This is a genomic window from Duganella sp. Leaf61 (genome assembly GCF_001421905.1).
Lineage (GTDB): Bacteria > Pseudomonadota > Gammaproteobacteria > Burkholderiales > Burkholderiaceae_D > Rugamonas > Rugamonas zoogloeoides.
The window spans coordinates 166148-183292 of record NZ_LMLM01000030.1 but is presented as its reverse complement, the minus strand read 5'-3'; the positions used below and the strand labels follow the sequence as shown (position 1 = coordinate 183292).

The following is a 17145-nucleotide window of genomic DNA, read 5'->3' as shown; positions in this document are numbered from 1 at the left end:
TGCACAATTCGTCATCGTTTGCGCGCTGGCCATGCAAGACGAGAGCGCAGGCGTCGCGGTAAATTAGGGGCTGATTCCCTGTTCGAGGACCAGTCATGCACGTACCCGTTCCGTTTCGCCACCGCCGCCTGTTATTGAAGGGCGCTGCCAGCCTCGGACTGGCCGGGTGGGGCGCCAATGCCGTCGTACGGGCGGCAAGTGCAGGTGAGCCACCGGCCGCGATTCCCGGTTCGGCGCGCGCCGTGCCACTGTCGGCGGTGCGGTTGCTGCCATCGGTGTATGCGGACGCGGTGCATGCCAACCAGGCCTACCTGCTGCGCCTGAGCGCCGACCGCTTCCTGCACAACTATCACAAGTTTGCCGGCCTGCCGGTCAAGGGCGCCATCTACGGCGGCTGGGAGTCGGACACCATCGCCGGCGAAGGACTCGGCCACTACCTGTCCGCGCTGGCGTTGATGCATGCGCAGACGGGAGATCCGGCGCTGAAGCCACGCATCGATTACATCGTGGCCGAACTGGCGCTCGTGCAGCAGGCGCAGGGCGATGGGTATATCGGCGGTTTCATGCGCAAGCGCAAGGACGGCACCGTGGTCGATGGCAAGGAGATCTTCCCCGAGATCATGCGTGGCGAGATCCGATCGGCGGGCTTCGATCTCAATGGCTGCTGGGTGCCGCTGTATAACTGGCACAAGGTGTTCGCCGGCCTGTTCGACGCCCACACTTACACCGGCAACACGCAGGCGCTGCAAGTCGCCATCGGGCTGGCCGGCTACCTGGCCAATGTATGCGCAGCGCTCGACGACGACCAGTTGCAGCAGGTGCTGGCCTGCGAACATGGCGGCATCAACGAGAGTTTCGCCGAACTGTACGCGCGCACGCACGACCGCCGCTGGCTGGCGCTGGCCCATCGGCTGTACCACAAGAAGGCGCTGGAACCGCTGGCGCACGGACGCGATGAACTGGCCAACCTGCACGCCAATACCCAGATCCCCAAGCTGCTGGGCCTTGCGCGCCTGCACGAGGTGGACCCCAACCCGGGCTACGCCGAGACCACGCGCTTTTTCTGGCAGCGTGTAACGCAGCACCATAGCTACGTGATCGGCGGCCACGGCGACCGCGAATATTTTTCCGCGCCCGACTCCATCGCTGCCCACATCACCGAACAGACCTGCGAGGCATGCTGCAGCTACAACATGCTCAAGATGACGCGCCAGCTATATGGCTGGGCGCCGCACGCCGCCTACTTCGATTACTACGAGCGCACCCACCTCAATCACATCCTGGCGCACCAGAATCCGCGCACCGGCATGTTCACGTACATGACGCCATTGATGTCCGGCGTGGCGCGCGAATATTCGAGCGAGGAAAACGACTTCTGGTGCTGCGTGCTGTCCGGCATGGAGAGCCACGCCAAGCACGGCGACTCCATTTACTGGGAAAACGGCGACACCCTGTTCGTCAACCTTTACATTGCGTCCAGGGTAGAGTGGCGCCAGGCGGCGGCCGCGCTGAAGATGACCACGCGCTACCCGTACGAAGGCGACATCGACATCGCGATCGAACGCATCGCAGCGCCGCGCGCCACCACGCTGGCGCTGCGGCTGCCGGCATGGGCTGCGAGCCACACGCTGCTGGTCAACGGCAAACCATATCAGGCCGCGCGCGGCCATGGCTACCTGCTGTTGCGTCGGCGTTGGCGCGCGGGAGACAAGGTGCGGCTGTCGCTGCCACTGGAACTGCGCCTGGAAGCGGCGGCCGGCAACGATCAGGTGCAGGCGCTGTTGCGCGGGCCGATGGTGCTGGCAGCGGACCTGGGATCGTCGGACCAGCCGTTCGACGGCCTGGCGCCAGCGCTGGTGGGCGCCGACATTCTCGCCGCGTTCACGCCGGTGGACAGCAAGAGCGCCACCTACCGCAGCGTGGGCAGCGGCCGTCCCGGCGACATGACATTCAAGCCGTTCTTTTCGCAGTACGAGCGTCGTGTGGCCGTGTACTTCAACGCCTACACGGAACCGCAGTGGGCGGCGTCCCAAGCGGCATTCCGCAAGGAAGAAGCCAGACTGAAGGCGCTGGCGGCGCGGTCGGTGGACGTGATGCACCTGGGCGAAATGCAGCCGGAGCGCGACCACGACCTGCAATCGGAGATCTCGTATCCGGTGTCGTATCGTGGCCGCATGGGGCGCGACGCCCGCACCGGCGGCTATTTCAGCTTCCGCCTCAAGTGCGGCGACGGTCCGCTGGTGCTGCAGGCCAGCTACTGGGGCGAGGAACGCAACCGCGACTTTCATATCCTGGTCGATGGCGTGCGCGTGGCGCGGGTGAAGCTCGATGCCAGCCATGCCGGCGTGTTCTTCGATGAAGACTACCCGGTGCCGCCAGCCCTCACGCAGGGCAAGCAGGCAATCACCGTGCGCTTCGAACCGGAACCGGGCCACACCGCCGGCCCGGTGTTCGGCGTGCGGCTGTATCGGGCCGGGTGATCAGGCGTCGTTGCACTCGCTGTGTACCGGTTGCAGGTCGGCCGCGATGATGGCGGCGTTTTCCGGGTAGAACGGGCGCAGCGCCTCGACCAGCACATGCGGCATGGACGGCGACGAAAACACCAACACATCGCCCGGCTGGCACTTGGCGACCGCCACAGCCAGCGCCTGCTGCACGTCGTCGATCTGCACGGCCGTGCCATCGCCGCTCAGTTGCTGGCGGATGCCTTCAACAATCAGGGCGCCGGTCTGGCCGTCGCCCCGACCGCGCCGGTTGGTCTGATAGACGATCAATTCGTTGAAGTCGATCGCGCAGTTGCGGCCGATATCGCGCAGGTCGGCGTCGCGGCGGTCGCCGGGGGCGGTCACCACGCCGATTACCTTGCCGGACGAGCCGGTCCCAGTCCCGGCCAGTGAACGGGCCATCTTGCCCAGCGCGCGATAGGCGGCCGGGTTGTGCGCGTAATCGATTACCAGCGTGGCCTGGCCAATGCTGTAGATATTCGCGCGCAGCGGGTTGTTATGGCTGTCCGACACGAAGGTCGTCAATGCCTCGGCGATCGTGGGCAGCGAGAAATCGCTGGCGATCAGTGCCGCAGCGGCAGCCAGCGCGTTGGCGATGTTGAACATGGCGTGGCCCTGCACCGACATCGGCATGGCCGCCGTGGTGACCAGCGCCTCGTGGCGGCTGCCGTGACCGATCATCAGCACGCCGCCCTGCAGCCAGGTGGCGCGGCCACCTTGTTGCAGGTGGGTGAGCAGCACCGGATGTTCGGGATCGAGCGAGAAGTACAGCACTTCCACGCCTTCCTCGACCTGCGATGCCATGCGCACGCAATACGGGTCTTCCGCATTGAGCACCACTGCGCGGCTGGCGGTGCGCGCCACTACGGCTTTGACTTCCGCCAGATCGTCCAGCGTTTCCACGCCGTCCATGCCCAGGTGGTCGGCGCTCACATTCAATACTACGCCCACGTCGCAGCGGTCGAACGCCAGGCCGCGTTTGAGGATGCCGCCGCGCGCCGTTTCCAGCACCGCGAAGTCCACTTCCGTGGACGTGAGCACCTTGCGCGCCGACCAGTAGCCGGAGCAGTCGCCCTGATCGACGCGCACGCCGTTGATGAACACACCCTCGGTGGTGGTCACGCCGGTGCCCAGCCTGGCCACGCGCGCGGCATGGCCCAGCAGCAGGGTGGTGGTGGTCTTGCCATTGGTGCCGGTGACGGCAACGACCGGGATGCGGCCGTTGTCCTTGCCGTACATGGCTTCCACGATGGCGTCGCCGGCGTCGCGCGGCTGGCCGCTGCTCGGGTACTGGTGCATGCGGATGCCCGGTGCGGCGTTCACTTCGATGATGCCGCCGTCCTGTTCGTCGAGCGGCACACCGATGTCGCGGCAGATGATGTCGATGCCGGCGATATCGAGCCCGATGGTGCGCGCGGCGCGGATGCAGATCTCGCGCGTGGACGGGTGCAGCAGGTCGGTTGCATCTTCGGCAGTGCCGCCGGTGGACAGGTTGGCGTTGCCGCGCAGGGTCACCACGGCGCCCGCCGGCGGTACGCTGTCGAAGGCGTAGCCTTGTTTCTTCACCAAATCTTCGGCGATCTGGTCGAGCCGCATTTTGGTCAGAATATTGGTATGGCCGTCGCCACGCGCCGGATTGAGGTTTTCGTGCGCCACCAGTTCGGCGATGGTGCGGACGCCGTCGCCGGTCACTTCCGGCGGGCGGCGGCGCGAGGCGGCTGCCACCTTGCCGCCGGTGACCAGCACGCGGAAATCTGCGCCTTCGAGGTATTTTTCCACGATCACGCGGCGGCTGTAGCCGCGCGCGTGGTCGAACGCGGTTTCGATCTGCTCCGGGGTGACGCACACCGTGGTCACGCCCTTGCCCTGGTTGGCGTCGAGCGGCTTGATGGTGACCGGCACACCGATGCGGCGCGCTGCGCGCTGCGCCTGCTCAACGTCGGTGACCAGGCGCCCGCGCGGTACTGGTACGCCGGCTTCTGCCAGCAGGGTCTTGGTCAGCTGCTTGTCGCTGGCGATGTTCGCGGCCACCAGCGACGTATTGCCGGTGACGGTGGCCTGTAGCCGCTTCTGGCGCGAGCCCCATCCCAGCTGGAACAGGTTGGCCTCTTCGGTCAGGCGCAGGCTCGGAATGCCGCGCCGGGTGGCAGCGTCGATCACGGCGGCGGTGCTGGTGCCGATGGCGCGGCGCTCGGCGTGGTCGCGCAGTTCTGCCAGTGGTTCTTCCAGGTCGAACGGCTGGTCGCGGGCCAGCGTGGACACCAAGTCCAGCGCGAGGGCGAACGCTTCCTGCGCCACCTGCTCGAACTGGTAGCCGCAGACGACGCGGTAGCGGCCCGGTTGTCCCGCGATCGGCGTCGAACGGCCGAATCCCACCGGCGCGCCGGCCAGGGTTTGCAGTTCCAGCGCCACGTGTTCGACCACGCGCGCCATGTAGGTGCCCTGCTGCAGGCGCTGCACGAAGCCGCCCGGCTTACCGGGCGGTGAATAGTGTTGGCCCAGGCTTGGGATCAGTTCCAGCAGCGCGTCGTTGAAGTTGGGCAGGGCGCTGGTGCTCACGCCCTGCAATTCGGCCAGGTCGATCACGGTGAGCAGGCACCGCGCGCTGCTGTAGAGATTGGGGCCACGCAGCACGCGTTGTTCGATGATGTTCATGACAGGGTGTTCCTATGGGTGACGATGTGCATAAAATGTGCGAGCGGCGCGGGGGCTTCGCCGGTCTTGTAGCGCGAACCGGAAGGCAGCAGGTGCAGCCGGACGTCGATCAGTTCCGGGCAACCGTGCTGCGGCAGGTCGGCGATATTGGTGATGGTGTCGCGGCCGTCGGCAATGGTGACGGCGCCATCGCCGATCACTTCGATGCCGAAGCCCGGCGTGACGATCAGCGCCGTGTCTTCATCGATGCCGATGCCGAGCAAATGCGGATTGGAGGCAACGATAGTGAGCAACCGCGCGAGCCGGTGGCGCTGCGAGAAATGCTGGTCGATCACCACGCGGTTAATCAGCCCCAGGCCCGCACCCAGGTGCACCGCGCCCTTTTCGGGATGCAGATCGGTCTTGCCGTCGGCGAGCATGTGGTTGGACATGGCGGACGCGCCGGCGCTGGTGCCGGCAATCACGGCGCCACGTTCGATCAGCGCGCGGTGCATGGCTTCGTCGGCCAGCGTGCCGCCGATGATGGCCACCAGGCGCTTCTGGTCGCCGCCGGTCATGAAGATGCCGTCTGCCTGTTCGATTTCCGCAACCAGCTCGGGGTTGTTGGCATCGGCGCGCGAGTCGAGATGCAGGTGTTTGCGGGCAGCGACACCGAGGTCGGCAAATGCCGTGTCATACATCTCCCACACCTTGTCCGGCACGCGGCTGGCGGTGGTAATGAAGACGAAGCGGCGCTCGGCGCCGCCGGCCATCTCGACGAAGCGGGTCAATACATTCTTGTCATCGGTGCGGTCTTCGCCTCCGCCTATGATCATCAGGTGGCCTGTGCTCACGCTTGTATCCACCCTCACGCCAGCAGCTGGCGGAAGATGCGCGTGGCCATCAGGCCGGCGGCGCTGTGATGGCGTGCCGGCGACATCAGGTCGATCAGCATGGTCATCGCGGCTGGCTTGCTGCCGGCGGCGGCCAGGCGCTGTTCCAGGCGGCGCAGTTCCGAGCCGCCGTCGCCGGCATCGAGGTCCGCTTCGCGTGCCGGATGGTGGCGGATCACGCCGCGCGGCTTGTTGGCATTGGGGCGCGTGGCAGCGCCGTCACCGAGCGTTTCCATGGCGCGCTGGCGGGCGCGGAAGCTGATCACGCGCGCGCCCGTGGCAGGTGCTTGCGCGGTGGCCGCGCGTGGCGTGGCGATCCAGTCGCGCAAAATCTGCTGTTCATAGCTGCTGAACACGCCGAACATCTCGGCGCGCTCGCTCTGGATCAGTTTCCAGAAGCGGCTGTTTTCGGCAGGTTCGCCGCGCTTGATCCACCCGGCGTTTTCCAGTTCCAGCAGCATGTGCGGGATTTGCGCGGGTTCGGCCAGCCAGTCGTTGATGCTGCGGCCCGCCACGCGGCAGTAATCGGAGTGCATGTTCTGACCGACCACGCTTTTGTCCTGCATGATCTGCACCAGCTCCGCTTCCAGGTCGAATTCGTCGATGACCGACGTGGTGCCGGCGCCCAGGTCGTTCAGGCGGTAGCCGTCGAGCATGCGGCGCTGGAAGTCGGCCGGGTCGGCGGCGTTGGCCATCAACTGCTGCACGCCTTGCAGCGCCTTGTGGGCGTGGCCGGTGCCGGCGTTGTCCACCGTGATGTGCAGGGTGAAGTAATAGGGATCGATGCCCAGCTCGTTGAGCTCATATGACGTGATGAGCAGGTGCAGCGGCAGTTGTTCGTAACCGAGGTTGTAGCCGACGATTTCGGGCAGGTAGTGTTCGGCGTCCGCCGCCAGCGCCAGCTGGATGGCGCCTTGCACGAACTTGTCGTCGTCGAGGCCGCGCCACTGGTCGCATTCGAGGCCGGCCAGCAGCTTCTTGTACAGGACCACGTGGTTTTTTTCAGCGATACCGTCGCCCAGTTCTTCCAGGTATGTTTGAATCAGCGGACGGAAATCGGGATCCTCCCAGCGCTCGAGCAGGGCAAACAGCCAGGCGCCATCGACCAACTTGGTTGGTGCGACCGCCTTGATGAAGTACATCGCGTGGGATTTGCTGGCGAAATAGCGGCGCGGGGCGCCGCTGCGCCGAGCGTCGAGATAGTCGCGGTACTGCTGGCCGACGGCCACGCTGCGCGCGCGCATCCATTCGCCCATTGCGGTGACGTCGGCCGGCACGTCGTCCTGCAGCGCGCGCGCCGCTTGCAGCTGGCGGTCGAGGTAGCCGCGCGCAGTGTCGCGGTGCTCGGTCAATGCGCCATGTTCAAGCAAAAAATAAAGTTCTTTCGCCGATGGCGTGGAGGACGCCGAAGGCGCTGACGACAACAGTGGCGCGAGGGAGGTTTGCATGGGAGGCCCGGAAACTGGTTTATTTGATGCATTATCCCGGGCGGGGGGAAGACGTGATATCGGTGCTCCCCCTGAGGCTGTGTAAGACGATGATTACACGTATTGCCTCAGGGGATCAGTGCTTACTTTTTGCTGGGAACCGGCGTGACATTCTGCGCATCGGGCACCGGCTTTTTGGCCTGCACATTGCGCGTTGCGGACGGCGATTGCGCCAGGTTGCGGGTGCGGGTGGCATCGGCCAGCGCCGCAGCGCAATTGACCGGTTCCACCTTGCTGACGTTAATCAAAGGCAGCAGCGCTGCCAGCGGATTGACCACGGACGCCAGTGCCACCGCCGCGCCACCTTTCAACGCCAGCGGTCCGGCATGCGGTCCCACTTTCGGGTCGGTGAAGGTGCCCCTGGCGTACAGCGGCGTGCGCAGCGTGATGATGCGGGCGCCCTTGGTCTGCGGCTTGACGTCGAGGTCCAGCTGCTCGGTGGCCAGGTTGACGGAACCCGCGACATTGATTACCGCTTCGTCGGTATCGACCACGAAGCGGCGGATTTGCGCGTTACCGCGTTCCACCACGAAGTCGCCGGCGCCGCAATTGAGCTGCACCTGCTTGTCGCCGAACAGTTTGACGAACACCAGGTTGGCCACGTTCAGGCCCGCCGCTTCGAGAATGAATTTGCTGACCGTGCCATCGCTGACGGTGGCGCCCAGTTCACCATTGGACGTGGCCAGCATGGTCGATACCGAGTTACCCTTGCCAGCGAGCGCCACGTCGGCGTTGACTTCGCCCACGCTGCCCTGCATCGATTCCAGCTTGGGGAACAGCTGCTTGATTTTCAGGTGACGTGCGGCCGCGCGCATCTGGGCATCGATGGTGTTGTTGCGGCCATCGAGGCGGATGTTGGACGAGACCGAACCGCCGGCCATGGCGAAGTTGAGCGGCGTGAGGGTGAGCACCTTGTCCTTCATGCGGACATGGGTTTCCACGTCGGTAAATGGAATGTCGGCCGTGCGCACCAGCTTTTTACCGGTGAACTTGACGTCGGCATCGAGCGCGTCCCATTTCTCGGTATTGAATTGCTCGACCGGCAGGGCCTTGCCATTCGGCTGGACTTTTTTCTGGCCGCGCGCCGCCTTGTCTTCGTTGGAGTCGGCGCCGATGGTGGGGCCCAGGTCTTCGAGGCGCAGCTGCTTCGACTGCACCGAACCAGTGAGCAGCGGCCGTGGCTTGCGCACACTGTATTCGAGCGTGCCTTCGAGGTCGCTGCCCCCGACCGTGCCGGTGAAATTGCGGTAAGCCCAGTTCCAGTCAGCACCGACTTTTTTGCCGACCAAGCGGCCACGGGTGGCATACGGCGGCGTGGCCGGCAGCAGCACGCCGGTGATCGTGTACAGGTCGGCCATCGAGGCGCCGGCCAGCGACATATTGAGGTCGATACCGGCCAGCGAACGCGGATCGGTGATCACGCCTTCCAGTGCCAGCTTGTTCTTGCCGGCGGCGGCATTGGCCTGGATCGGAAACTTGAGGTGGTCCTGCTGCAGCGAGAGCACATTGCCCATCTTGCCGCCGCCGACAATCTTGGCGTCGCGGTAGGTGCCGCCCAGGATGAAGCGCAGGCCGTAAGTCTGCGCTTCGTCACCAGACAAGGTTTCCGCCTTGGCGTTGACATCGAGATCGATGCCACGGTCGATATAGCGCGCCGTGCCTTCGCTCAGCTGCACGCGGTCGATATTGACGTCCCATTCCGACGGGCCATTGTCCTTGAAGGTCCAGGTGTTGGTGCCGTCGGCACGGCGCTCGGCCGCCACTGCCAGCTTTTCGACAGCCAGGTCGGAGATGTGCGCTTCCTTGTGCAGCAGCGGCAGCAGGTGGATGCCGGCGGCCACGTTGCCCACGCTGACCAGCTGCGGCCCGGCCTTGGTCCATTCAGGGTTGGCGATGTGGACGTCGGCAGCGTTGATCTGCGGCCGGGGCACGTAGTGGCGCCAGCCCGTTTCGTTCGGTTCCTTCCACTTGAAGCGCACGCTGAGATCGCCCTTGATGGCGAACTCGCGGCCGATACTCTCCGACACCTTGTTGTTGATGTAGGGCTTGGCGCGATTCCAGTCGAACGTCAGGATGAAGATGACTACCGCCACCAGCACCAGCACGAGGAAGCCGACGATCGCAAGGAAAATATTGAGTGGGCGTGATTTTGTCATGGCTTCATGGTAGGCCTGACAACGCCCCATTAATGTGCGCTTCACCACATACGCGCAAGGTTGGTTGCCGCAAGGCTAACTATTGGTTAGCACGTGCGCGCGCAGCAGTTCGCGTTCGACCGGTTCCGGATTGCCCATGTAGCGCAGCTTGTTGCCCGCCTGTGTGGCTACCGGCAGGCCGTCGCGGAACAGGATGCGGTTGCCGGCCAGCGCCGGCACCTTGTCGCCGGGGAGCAGGGTGCCGCACAGGTTGAGCGGGTCGATGCCCGACAGGCACACCAGGGCGCCGTCGTGCGGGCGCCGCCGCATATCGCGCAGCAGCGGAATCGCTTCGGGCAGCGCGAACTGTTCGCCTGACAGGCCGGTTACGAAGCGCCCACCACGGATGTCGCCGCGCGCTTCGAGCCGGTGATAGACGGGCAGCAGTTCGCGCCAGGCCGGCATCCACGATGCCTCGCGCTCGAGCAGGCGCCAGAACATCACGCCATAGCGGCGCAACAAGGTCATGGCGATGTGCTCGAGCGTTGCGGGATCGGTGCGTGGTCTTCTCGCCGGCGCCGTCGGCTTTTTTGCGGGATTTGCTGGCGCGGGTTCGCCGGCGGCGACGATCTCGCTGGGCCGTTCGACGATGGTCACGCCGTCGGCGCGGCGCACCAGCGCCCAGCGGCCAGCTTCTTCTATCGCAGGCCCTGCGCCCACCATGCCGCGCCGGCGGCGTTTATCGAGCGTGTTGCGCCTGGCTGCCGGCGCCAGCATCGCGCGCAGGCCGGCGTAGCTGTCGGCATTGACCAGGCCCGTGGCCACCAGCTCGCCCAGCGCGGTTTCCAGTTCCGCACCGAGCAGGCGGGCGTCGCGCGCCAGTTCGTCGAAGAACATCGCGCCTTCGCTGCGCAGCGCGGCCAGCACCCGCGCTGCGCGGGCCGATACGGTGATCTCGCCAGCGACCGCCGGCAGCGCGTGCCACAGCGCCAGTTGACGGCGGGGCAGCAGCACCAGCGGCGTGCCGCGCACCGGGCCGCCGGCGGCGGAACTGGGCGCGCCCACGCGGGTCCAGACGATTTTGCCGGCGCGGCACAGGTCGTCGAGCCAGGTGTTCGAATAGTCTGCCACGCGCAGGGCCAGCAGGTCGCTTTCCCAGCCGCCGGCGGCTGCCTCGTAGCCTTCGAGCTGCGCCAGGATTTGCGCCAGCGCCTCCTGGCCACTGAGCTGGTTACCTTCGGACAGGTGCTGCCAGTCGAACAGGAAACGCATGAAGTCCTGGCGCTCGACCGGCTCGATCTCGCGCCGCAGCCGCTTGATGGTGTAGCGGTGGATGCGCGCCAGCAGGTGGCGTTCCACCCATTCCTCGTCCTCCGTATCGGGCGTGAAGCGGCCGCGCATCACATAGCCTTCGCTCTCGAGCCGGGTGAGCGCGATGATCACTGTCGATGCATTCAAACCCAAAGGAGCGGCGATGGCGGCGATGGTCTGCGGGCCGAAGCCGCCCAGGCGCGCGCGCAGCAGTTCCACCAGCGCGCTGTCGCGGGTCCAGGCTTCGTCGTCAAGGTGGGCCGGTGGCGGCGCCAGTGGCGGTGTGCCTGATGCGTGCGGATATGCCGCTTGCAGGCAGGCCAGCCGTTCGAGCGACACCCACAGCTGCGTGTCGCCATCGGCCAGCAGCGTGGCGCGTCCGCCGGCTGCCAGCGTTTGCAGCCAGCCGGTCCAGCCGGCGTTGGCGCTGGCCTCGTCCTGCGTGATGGCGGCCAGGGCGACCAGCGCCTCGTGCATCTCGTCGCTGTTGCGCACATCGGGCCACGCTTCCTGTGCCACGGCCTCGATGGCGCCGGCGTCCAGCGCGCCCAGGTCGTCGGTGGAAGCGGGGTCGGTCCAGCGGCGGTTGAGCACTGCCTGGGTGCGGCGCTCTTCCAGCGGCGCGTCGTCCAGAAAGGCATAAGGGCGGGCGTTGAGGATTTCCATCGCCAGCGGCGACGGCGCCGGCAGGTCGCGCGCCAGCAGCCGCACCTTGCCCGCCTCCATGCGCCGCAACAGGGCCAGCCAGCCTTCGCTGTCCATCGCCTCGTGCAGGCAATCATCGAGCGTCTGGTCCACCAGCGGGTGGCTCGGCAGTTCGCGTTCGCCGACGATATTTTCCAGGCACGCCGCCTGGTCGGGGAACACGGCGGCCAGCAGGTCGTCGCTTTTCATTCTTTGCAGTTGCGGCGCGACCTTGCGCCCACCGGCGTAACGGGGCAAGGCCAGCGCGGTGGTGGCGTTCCAGCGCCACCGTACGTTGAACAGCGGCGCGTCGAGCAGTGCCTGCACCAGCACCTGCTCGGCGGTGGCGGCGCGCAGGTAGCGCCATATCTCGTCGAGCGGGAAGCTGTGACTCTCGGACAGCGACAGCACGATGGCGTCCTCGGTGGCGGCGGCCTGCAACTCGAAATTGAAATTGCGGCAGAAGCGCTTGCGCAAGGCGAGGCCCCAGGCGCGGTTGATGCGGCTGCCGTACGGCGTATGCAGCACCAGCTGCATGCCGCCCGACTCGTCGAAAAAGCGCTCCATCACCAGCGTGTCATGGGTGGGCAGTGCGCCCAGGGCGGAGCGGGCGCGGGCCAGGTAGTCGACGATCTGGCGCGCGGCGTCGTCGTTCAGCCCCAGGTGTTCGTGCAGCCAGTCGATGGCGCGTTCCAATGCGGCTGCGCCGGACTCGCCCTCGGCACGGCCCAGCAGCCGGTCGATCTCGCCGCGCAGGCGCGCTACGCCAAACGACAGCTCGTCGCTGCGGCCCGGCGCCTCGCCGATCCAGAAAGGGATGTTGGGCGCGGCGCCGTGGGCGTCTTCCACCCGTACCTTGCCGGCATCGATGCGCTGAATGCGGTACGACGTGTTCCCGAGCTGGAAAACGTCGCCGGCCAGGCTTTCGACCGCGAAGTCCTCGTGCACGGTGCCGATCGAGATGCCCTGCGGTTCGAGCAGCACCGAGTAGTCGGCATTGTCGGGAATGGTGCCGCCCGAGGTGACGGCGGTGAGCTTGCCGCCGCGCCTTCCGCGCACGGTGCCGCTCACGGTATCGCGGTGCAGGTAGGCGCCGCGCACGCCCTGGCGCGTGGTGTAGCCTTCCGAGAGCATGCGCAGCACGGCGTCGAAACGGTCGCGGGCTAGGGTGGCGTAGGGCCAGGCCTGCCGCATCAGGGCGAACAGGTCGTCCTCGCGCCATTCGCGGCTGGCCACTTCGGCCACGATGTGCTGGGCCAGCACATCGAGCGGCGCCACCGGCACATGCAGGATATCGAGTTCGTCGCGGCGCACGCAGTCGAGCAGCGCCGCGCATTCCACCAGGTCGTCGCGCGATGTGGGAAACAGCCGTCCCTTGGGCAGCCCGCCCACGTGGTGGCCCGAGCGGCCCACGCGCTGCAGGAAGGCGGCAATGCTGCGCGGAGAGCCGATCTGGCAAACGAGGTCCACGTCGCCGATGTCGATGCCCAGTTCCAGCGAGGCCGTAGCCACCAGCACCCGCAAATCGCCGCGCTTGAGGCGCTGCTCGGCATCGAGCCGGTATTCCTTGGCCAGGCTGCCGTGGTGCGCGGCCACGTGTTCGCCGCCCAGGCGGTCGGCCAGGTGGCGCGCCATGCGCTCGGCCATGCGCCGCGTATTGACGAACACCAGCGTGGTGCGGTGCAGGACGGTCAGTTCCGCCAGCTTGTCGTACACGCGCTCCCACACTTCGTTGGGCATTACCGCTTCCAGCGGCACCGGCGGCAGTTCCAGCCCCAGGTCGCGCGCACGCACGTGGCCCACGTCCACCACCGCGCAATCCGCGCCGGTACCAGCCAGGAAATGCGCCACTGTGGACAAGGGTTTTTGCGTGGCCGACAGGCCGATGCGCACCGGCGGCTTCTCGCACAAGGCGTCGAGCCGCTCCAGGCTCAGCGACAGGTGGCTGCCACGCTTGCTGCCGGCCACCGCGTGGATTTCATCGACGATCACCGTGCGCACGCCGGCCAGCATGGCGCGGCCGCTGTCGGAACCGAGCAGCACGTACAGCGATTCGGGCGTGGATACCAGGATGTGCGGCGCGCGGCGGCGCATGGCGTTGCGTTCGGCCTGGGTGGTGTCGCCGGTGCGCACGGCGCTGCGGATGCCGTGCGGCGGCAGTCCCATCGCCTGCAACTGCGCGGCGATGCCCTCCAGCGGCGCGAGCAGGTTTACCCGGATATCGTTGGACAAGGCCTTCAGCGGCGAAACGTACAGCACCCGCGTGACATCGGGCAGCGGGCCGGCGCCGCTGTCTCGCACCAGCGCATCGATCGCGGCCAGGAAAGCCGTCAGCGTTTTGCCCGAGCCGGTGGGCGCGGCGATCAGGGTGGGGCGGCCGGCCTGGATCAGCGGCCAGGCGCGGCGCTGGGCTTCAGTGGCGGCGGGGAAGGTCGCGCCAAACCACGCGGCAACGGCGGGGTGGAAATCTTGCCAGTCGTGGAGGGCGGGTTGGCTCATGGGGACGAAGATGGGGACGAAGTCGGCAAACGCAATAATGCGAACCATTGTAATTGAGTCATGCAATCAAGGCATGTACCGATGAATCTAAACCTAAGTATGAGTCGGCATTACCAAGGTGCGATTTCGCCAACTTCCGCACCGCTCTATATTGGCTACAGGTCGGCGCCGCCGTCCTGCTGTTTGCCACCCAGGAGAGAACATGTTCGTGCATAACGATAAAAAGCTGCCCGTGCTGCGCACGGTAAAAGCTGAATGGCTGGTGTTGTGTTCCGTGCTGCTGGTGAGCGCGCTGATGATGGGTTACTTCATCTGGAACGAGCGCGCGCTGCTGATCGCCTCCAACATCGAACGCATGCGGCTGCAAACCCTGATCATCGACGAAAACCTCAGCCGCCAGTTCGAGGGCGTGCGCAGTGCGCTCGACAGCACGCGCGACGCCTTCCGCGCCAACGGCATGTGCACCGCCGATTGCCGCCGCCTGCTGCTGCAGTCGCTCAAGCGCGCCATGCCCGGCGTGCGTGCGCTGCTGGTGGTGGACCGCCATGGCGCCATCGTCAGCTCCGACGACGACCTGCGCGACGTGCGCCTCGACGACAGCAACTACACCAGCAAGGTCGCCGCCATGCGCGACGCCGACACCCTGTACCTGTCGCAGCCCTACGAAAACACGCCCGGCGTGTTCAACATCAAGCTGTCGATGGCGCTGATGCACGCCGACGGCACCAACAACGGCGCCGTGATCGCCATTCTCAACCCCGAATATTTCGACGCCGTGATGCGCTCGGCCCTGTATGCGCCGGACATGAACAGCGCCATCATCGAGGACAGCGGCCGGCGCATCCTGTACGTGCCGGCCGATCCGGCGGCGATGCGCCGCGCGCTCACTTTGCCCGATCCGTTCTTCACGCGCCACCAGCGCAGCGGCCGCGCCGACACCGCCTTCGATGGCCTGGATGCCCATGGCGCACCGCGCCTGGTGGTTCAACGCACCATGTTCATGGGCGGGCTGGGGCTGGACCACACGCTGGTAGTGAGCCTGGGGCGCGATCCCGCCATGATCGCCCAGGGCTGGCGCAGCATGGCCTGGTCCAGCGCGCTGGGCTGGCTGCTGTTCGCGCTGTGCGCCACCGGCACGCTGGCGCTGGTGCACCGCCGCCGCCAGGCGCTCGACGACCTGGCGCGGTTGCGCGCCGACGAGCAGGCCGCCGCCGCCGAAAAAGTGGAGCTGGCCCTGAACGGCGCCAACCTGGGCCTGTGGGAGTGGGACATGGTGGCCGACGTGCGCAGTGTCGATGCGCGCTCGGCGGCCATGCTGGGCTACACGCTGGAAGAACAGAACCGTGTGCTGCTCGACTGGCGTCCGCTGGTCCATGCCGACGACATGCCGGGCCTGGACGCAGCGCTGGCCGCGCACCTGGCCGACAGCAGCCGCTCGTACGAGGCCGAATACCGCATGCGCCACCGCGCCGGCCACTGGGTGTGGCTGCAAAGCCGGGGCAGGGTGGTGGACCGCGCGCCGGACAGCACCCCGCTGCGCATGCTGGGCACCCGCATGGACATCAGCGCCCGCAAGCTGGCGGAAGCGGAAATCGCCCACCTGGCGTTCTATGACGGCCTGACCAACCTGCCCAACCGTCGCCTGCTGCTCGACCGCCTGCACCACGCCATTGCCAAGGCCGGGCGCAGCGCCAGCCACGGCGCCGTGCTGTTCGTCGATCTCGACAACTTCAAGTCGCTCAACGACACCATGGGCCACGACATGGGCGACCGCCTGCTGGAGATGGTGGCCTTCCGGCTGCAGGAAGTCACGCGCGAAACCGACACCGTGGCGCGCCTGGGCGGCGACGAATTCGTGATCCTGCTCGAAGACCTGGGCACTGAGCAGCAGGCCGCGCTCGACAACGCCGCCTCGGTGGCCGGCAAGGTGCTGGAGGCGCTGAGCCGCTGCTACCTGCTGGACGGCCACGAGCTGCTCAGCACCCCCAGCATCGGCGTGGTGCTGTTCTGCCAGGAGCACCACACCATCAACGACCTGCTGCGCCAGGCCGATATGGCGATGTACGAGGCCAAGGCGGCCGGCCGCGCCACCTTCCGCTTCTTCGACCCGCGCATGCAGGTCGCGCTCGACGCCTCGGCATCGCTGGAAAACGACCTGCGCTTCGCGCTGGCAGGCGGCCAGTTCGAGTTGTACTACCAGCCGGTGGTGGACGTGGACGGCCGCGTCAAGGGCGTGGAGGCGCTGCTGCGCTGGAACCACCCGCGGCGCGGCCTGACCGGCCCCGGCGACTTCATTCCGCAGGCGGAAAAATCGGGCCTGATCCTGGAACTGGGCGCGTGGGTGCTGGAACAGGCGTGCGCGCAGCTGGTGGCGTGGTCCGTCTGCGCCGATACGGCCCACCTGACCATGGCGGTCAATGTCAGCGCGCGCCAGTTCCGCCAGCCCCATTTCGTCGAGCAGGTGCTGCGCGTGCTGGAGCAGACCGGCGCCGATCCGCGCCTGCTCAAGCTGGAACTGACCGAGAGCATGCTGCTGGCCGACATGGACGAGGTGATCGCCCGCATGACTACCCTGAAGGCGCACGGCGTGGGTTTTTCGCTCGACGACTTCGGCACCGGCTATAGTTCGCTCAGCTACCTCAAGCTGCTGCCGATCGACCAGCTCAAGATCGACCGCTCGTTCGTGCACGACATGCTGCATACGCGCCATGCCTCGAGCATCGTGCGCGCCATCGTCACGCTGGCCTACAGCATGGAGCTCGACGTGGTGGCCGAGGGCGTGGAAAGCCGCGAACAATGGTCGGCGCTGGAGGCCATCGGCTGCAATACCTTCCAGGGCCACCTGTTCGGCCGCGCGGCGCCGCTGATGGAGCTGCCGCTGGCGGCGCCCGCTGATTGCAACGCGCTGGTAGCATAGGACTGTGCCCGTCGCCGCGCAGGCGAACTGTATCCGCCATGGCGGCGCACGGGCAGGTAAGCTGGAACCACCGATTTTTAC

The 17145-nt window shown here is 66.6% G+C and carries 7 protein-coding genes; 2 read left to right on the top strand and 5 right to left on the bottom strand.

Annotated features, from left to right (window positions below; translation table 11 throughout):
• The first annotated feature begins 95 nt into the window (after positions 1-95).
• On the top strand, positions 96-2480 hold the full coding sequence (locus ASF04_RS21005) for a glycoside hydrolase family 127 protein (protein ID WP_056146300.1): 2385 nt from the start codon (positions 96-98) through the stop codon (positions 2478-2480).
• On the opposite strand, the gene cphA is transcribed toward ASF04_RS21005, so the two are convergent.
• From cphA to ASF04_RS20980, 5 genes are all read right to left on the bottom strand, one after another.
• Positions 2481-5159 (bottom strand): cyanophycin synthetase, encoded by a 2679-nt coding sequence (gene cphA / locus ASF04_RS21000; RefSeq protein ID WP_056146298.1) that lies wholly within the window; start codon positions 5157-5159, stop codon positions 2481-2483.
• Positions 5156-5974 (bottom strand): cyanophycinase, encoded by an 819-nt coding sequence (locus ASF04_RS20995; RefSeq protein WP_056146295.1) that lies wholly within the window; start codon positions 5972-5974, stop codon positions 5156-5158. The genes cphA and ASF04_RS20995 overlap by 4 nt, the downstream gene beginning before the upstream one ends.
• A gap of 32 nt (positions 5975-6006) precedes the next feature.
• Positions 6007-7479: an iron-containing redox enzyme family protein gene (locus ASF04_RS20990; protein WP_056146293.1), complete on the bottom strand. Its 1473-nt coding sequence runs from the start codon at positions 7477-7479 to the stop codon at positions 6007-6009.
• Positions 7480-7601: 122 nt separating this feature from the next.
• Complete coding sequence (locus ASF04_RS20985) at positions 7602-9674, bottom strand: AsmA family protein (RefSeq protein ID WP_056146290.1); 2073 nt, start codon at positions 9672-9674, stop codon at positions 7602-7604.
• Between the two features lie 75 nt (positions 9675-9749).
• A complete protein-coding gene (locus ASF04_RS20980) occupies positions 9750-14147 on the bottom strand; it encodes a DEAD/DEAH box helicase (protein ID WP_056146616.1) in 4398 nt (1465 codons plus the stop codon).
• Between the two features lie 202 nt (positions 14148-14349).
• On the opposite strand from ASF04_RS20980, the gene ASF04_RS27645 reads away from it, so the two are divergent.
• A complete protein-coding gene (locus ASF04_RS27645) occupies positions 14350-17064 on the top strand; it encodes an EAL domain-containing protein (protein ID WP_056146287.1) in 2715 nt (904 codons plus the stop codon).
• The last annotated feature ends 81 nt before the right edge of the window (positions 17065-17145 follow it).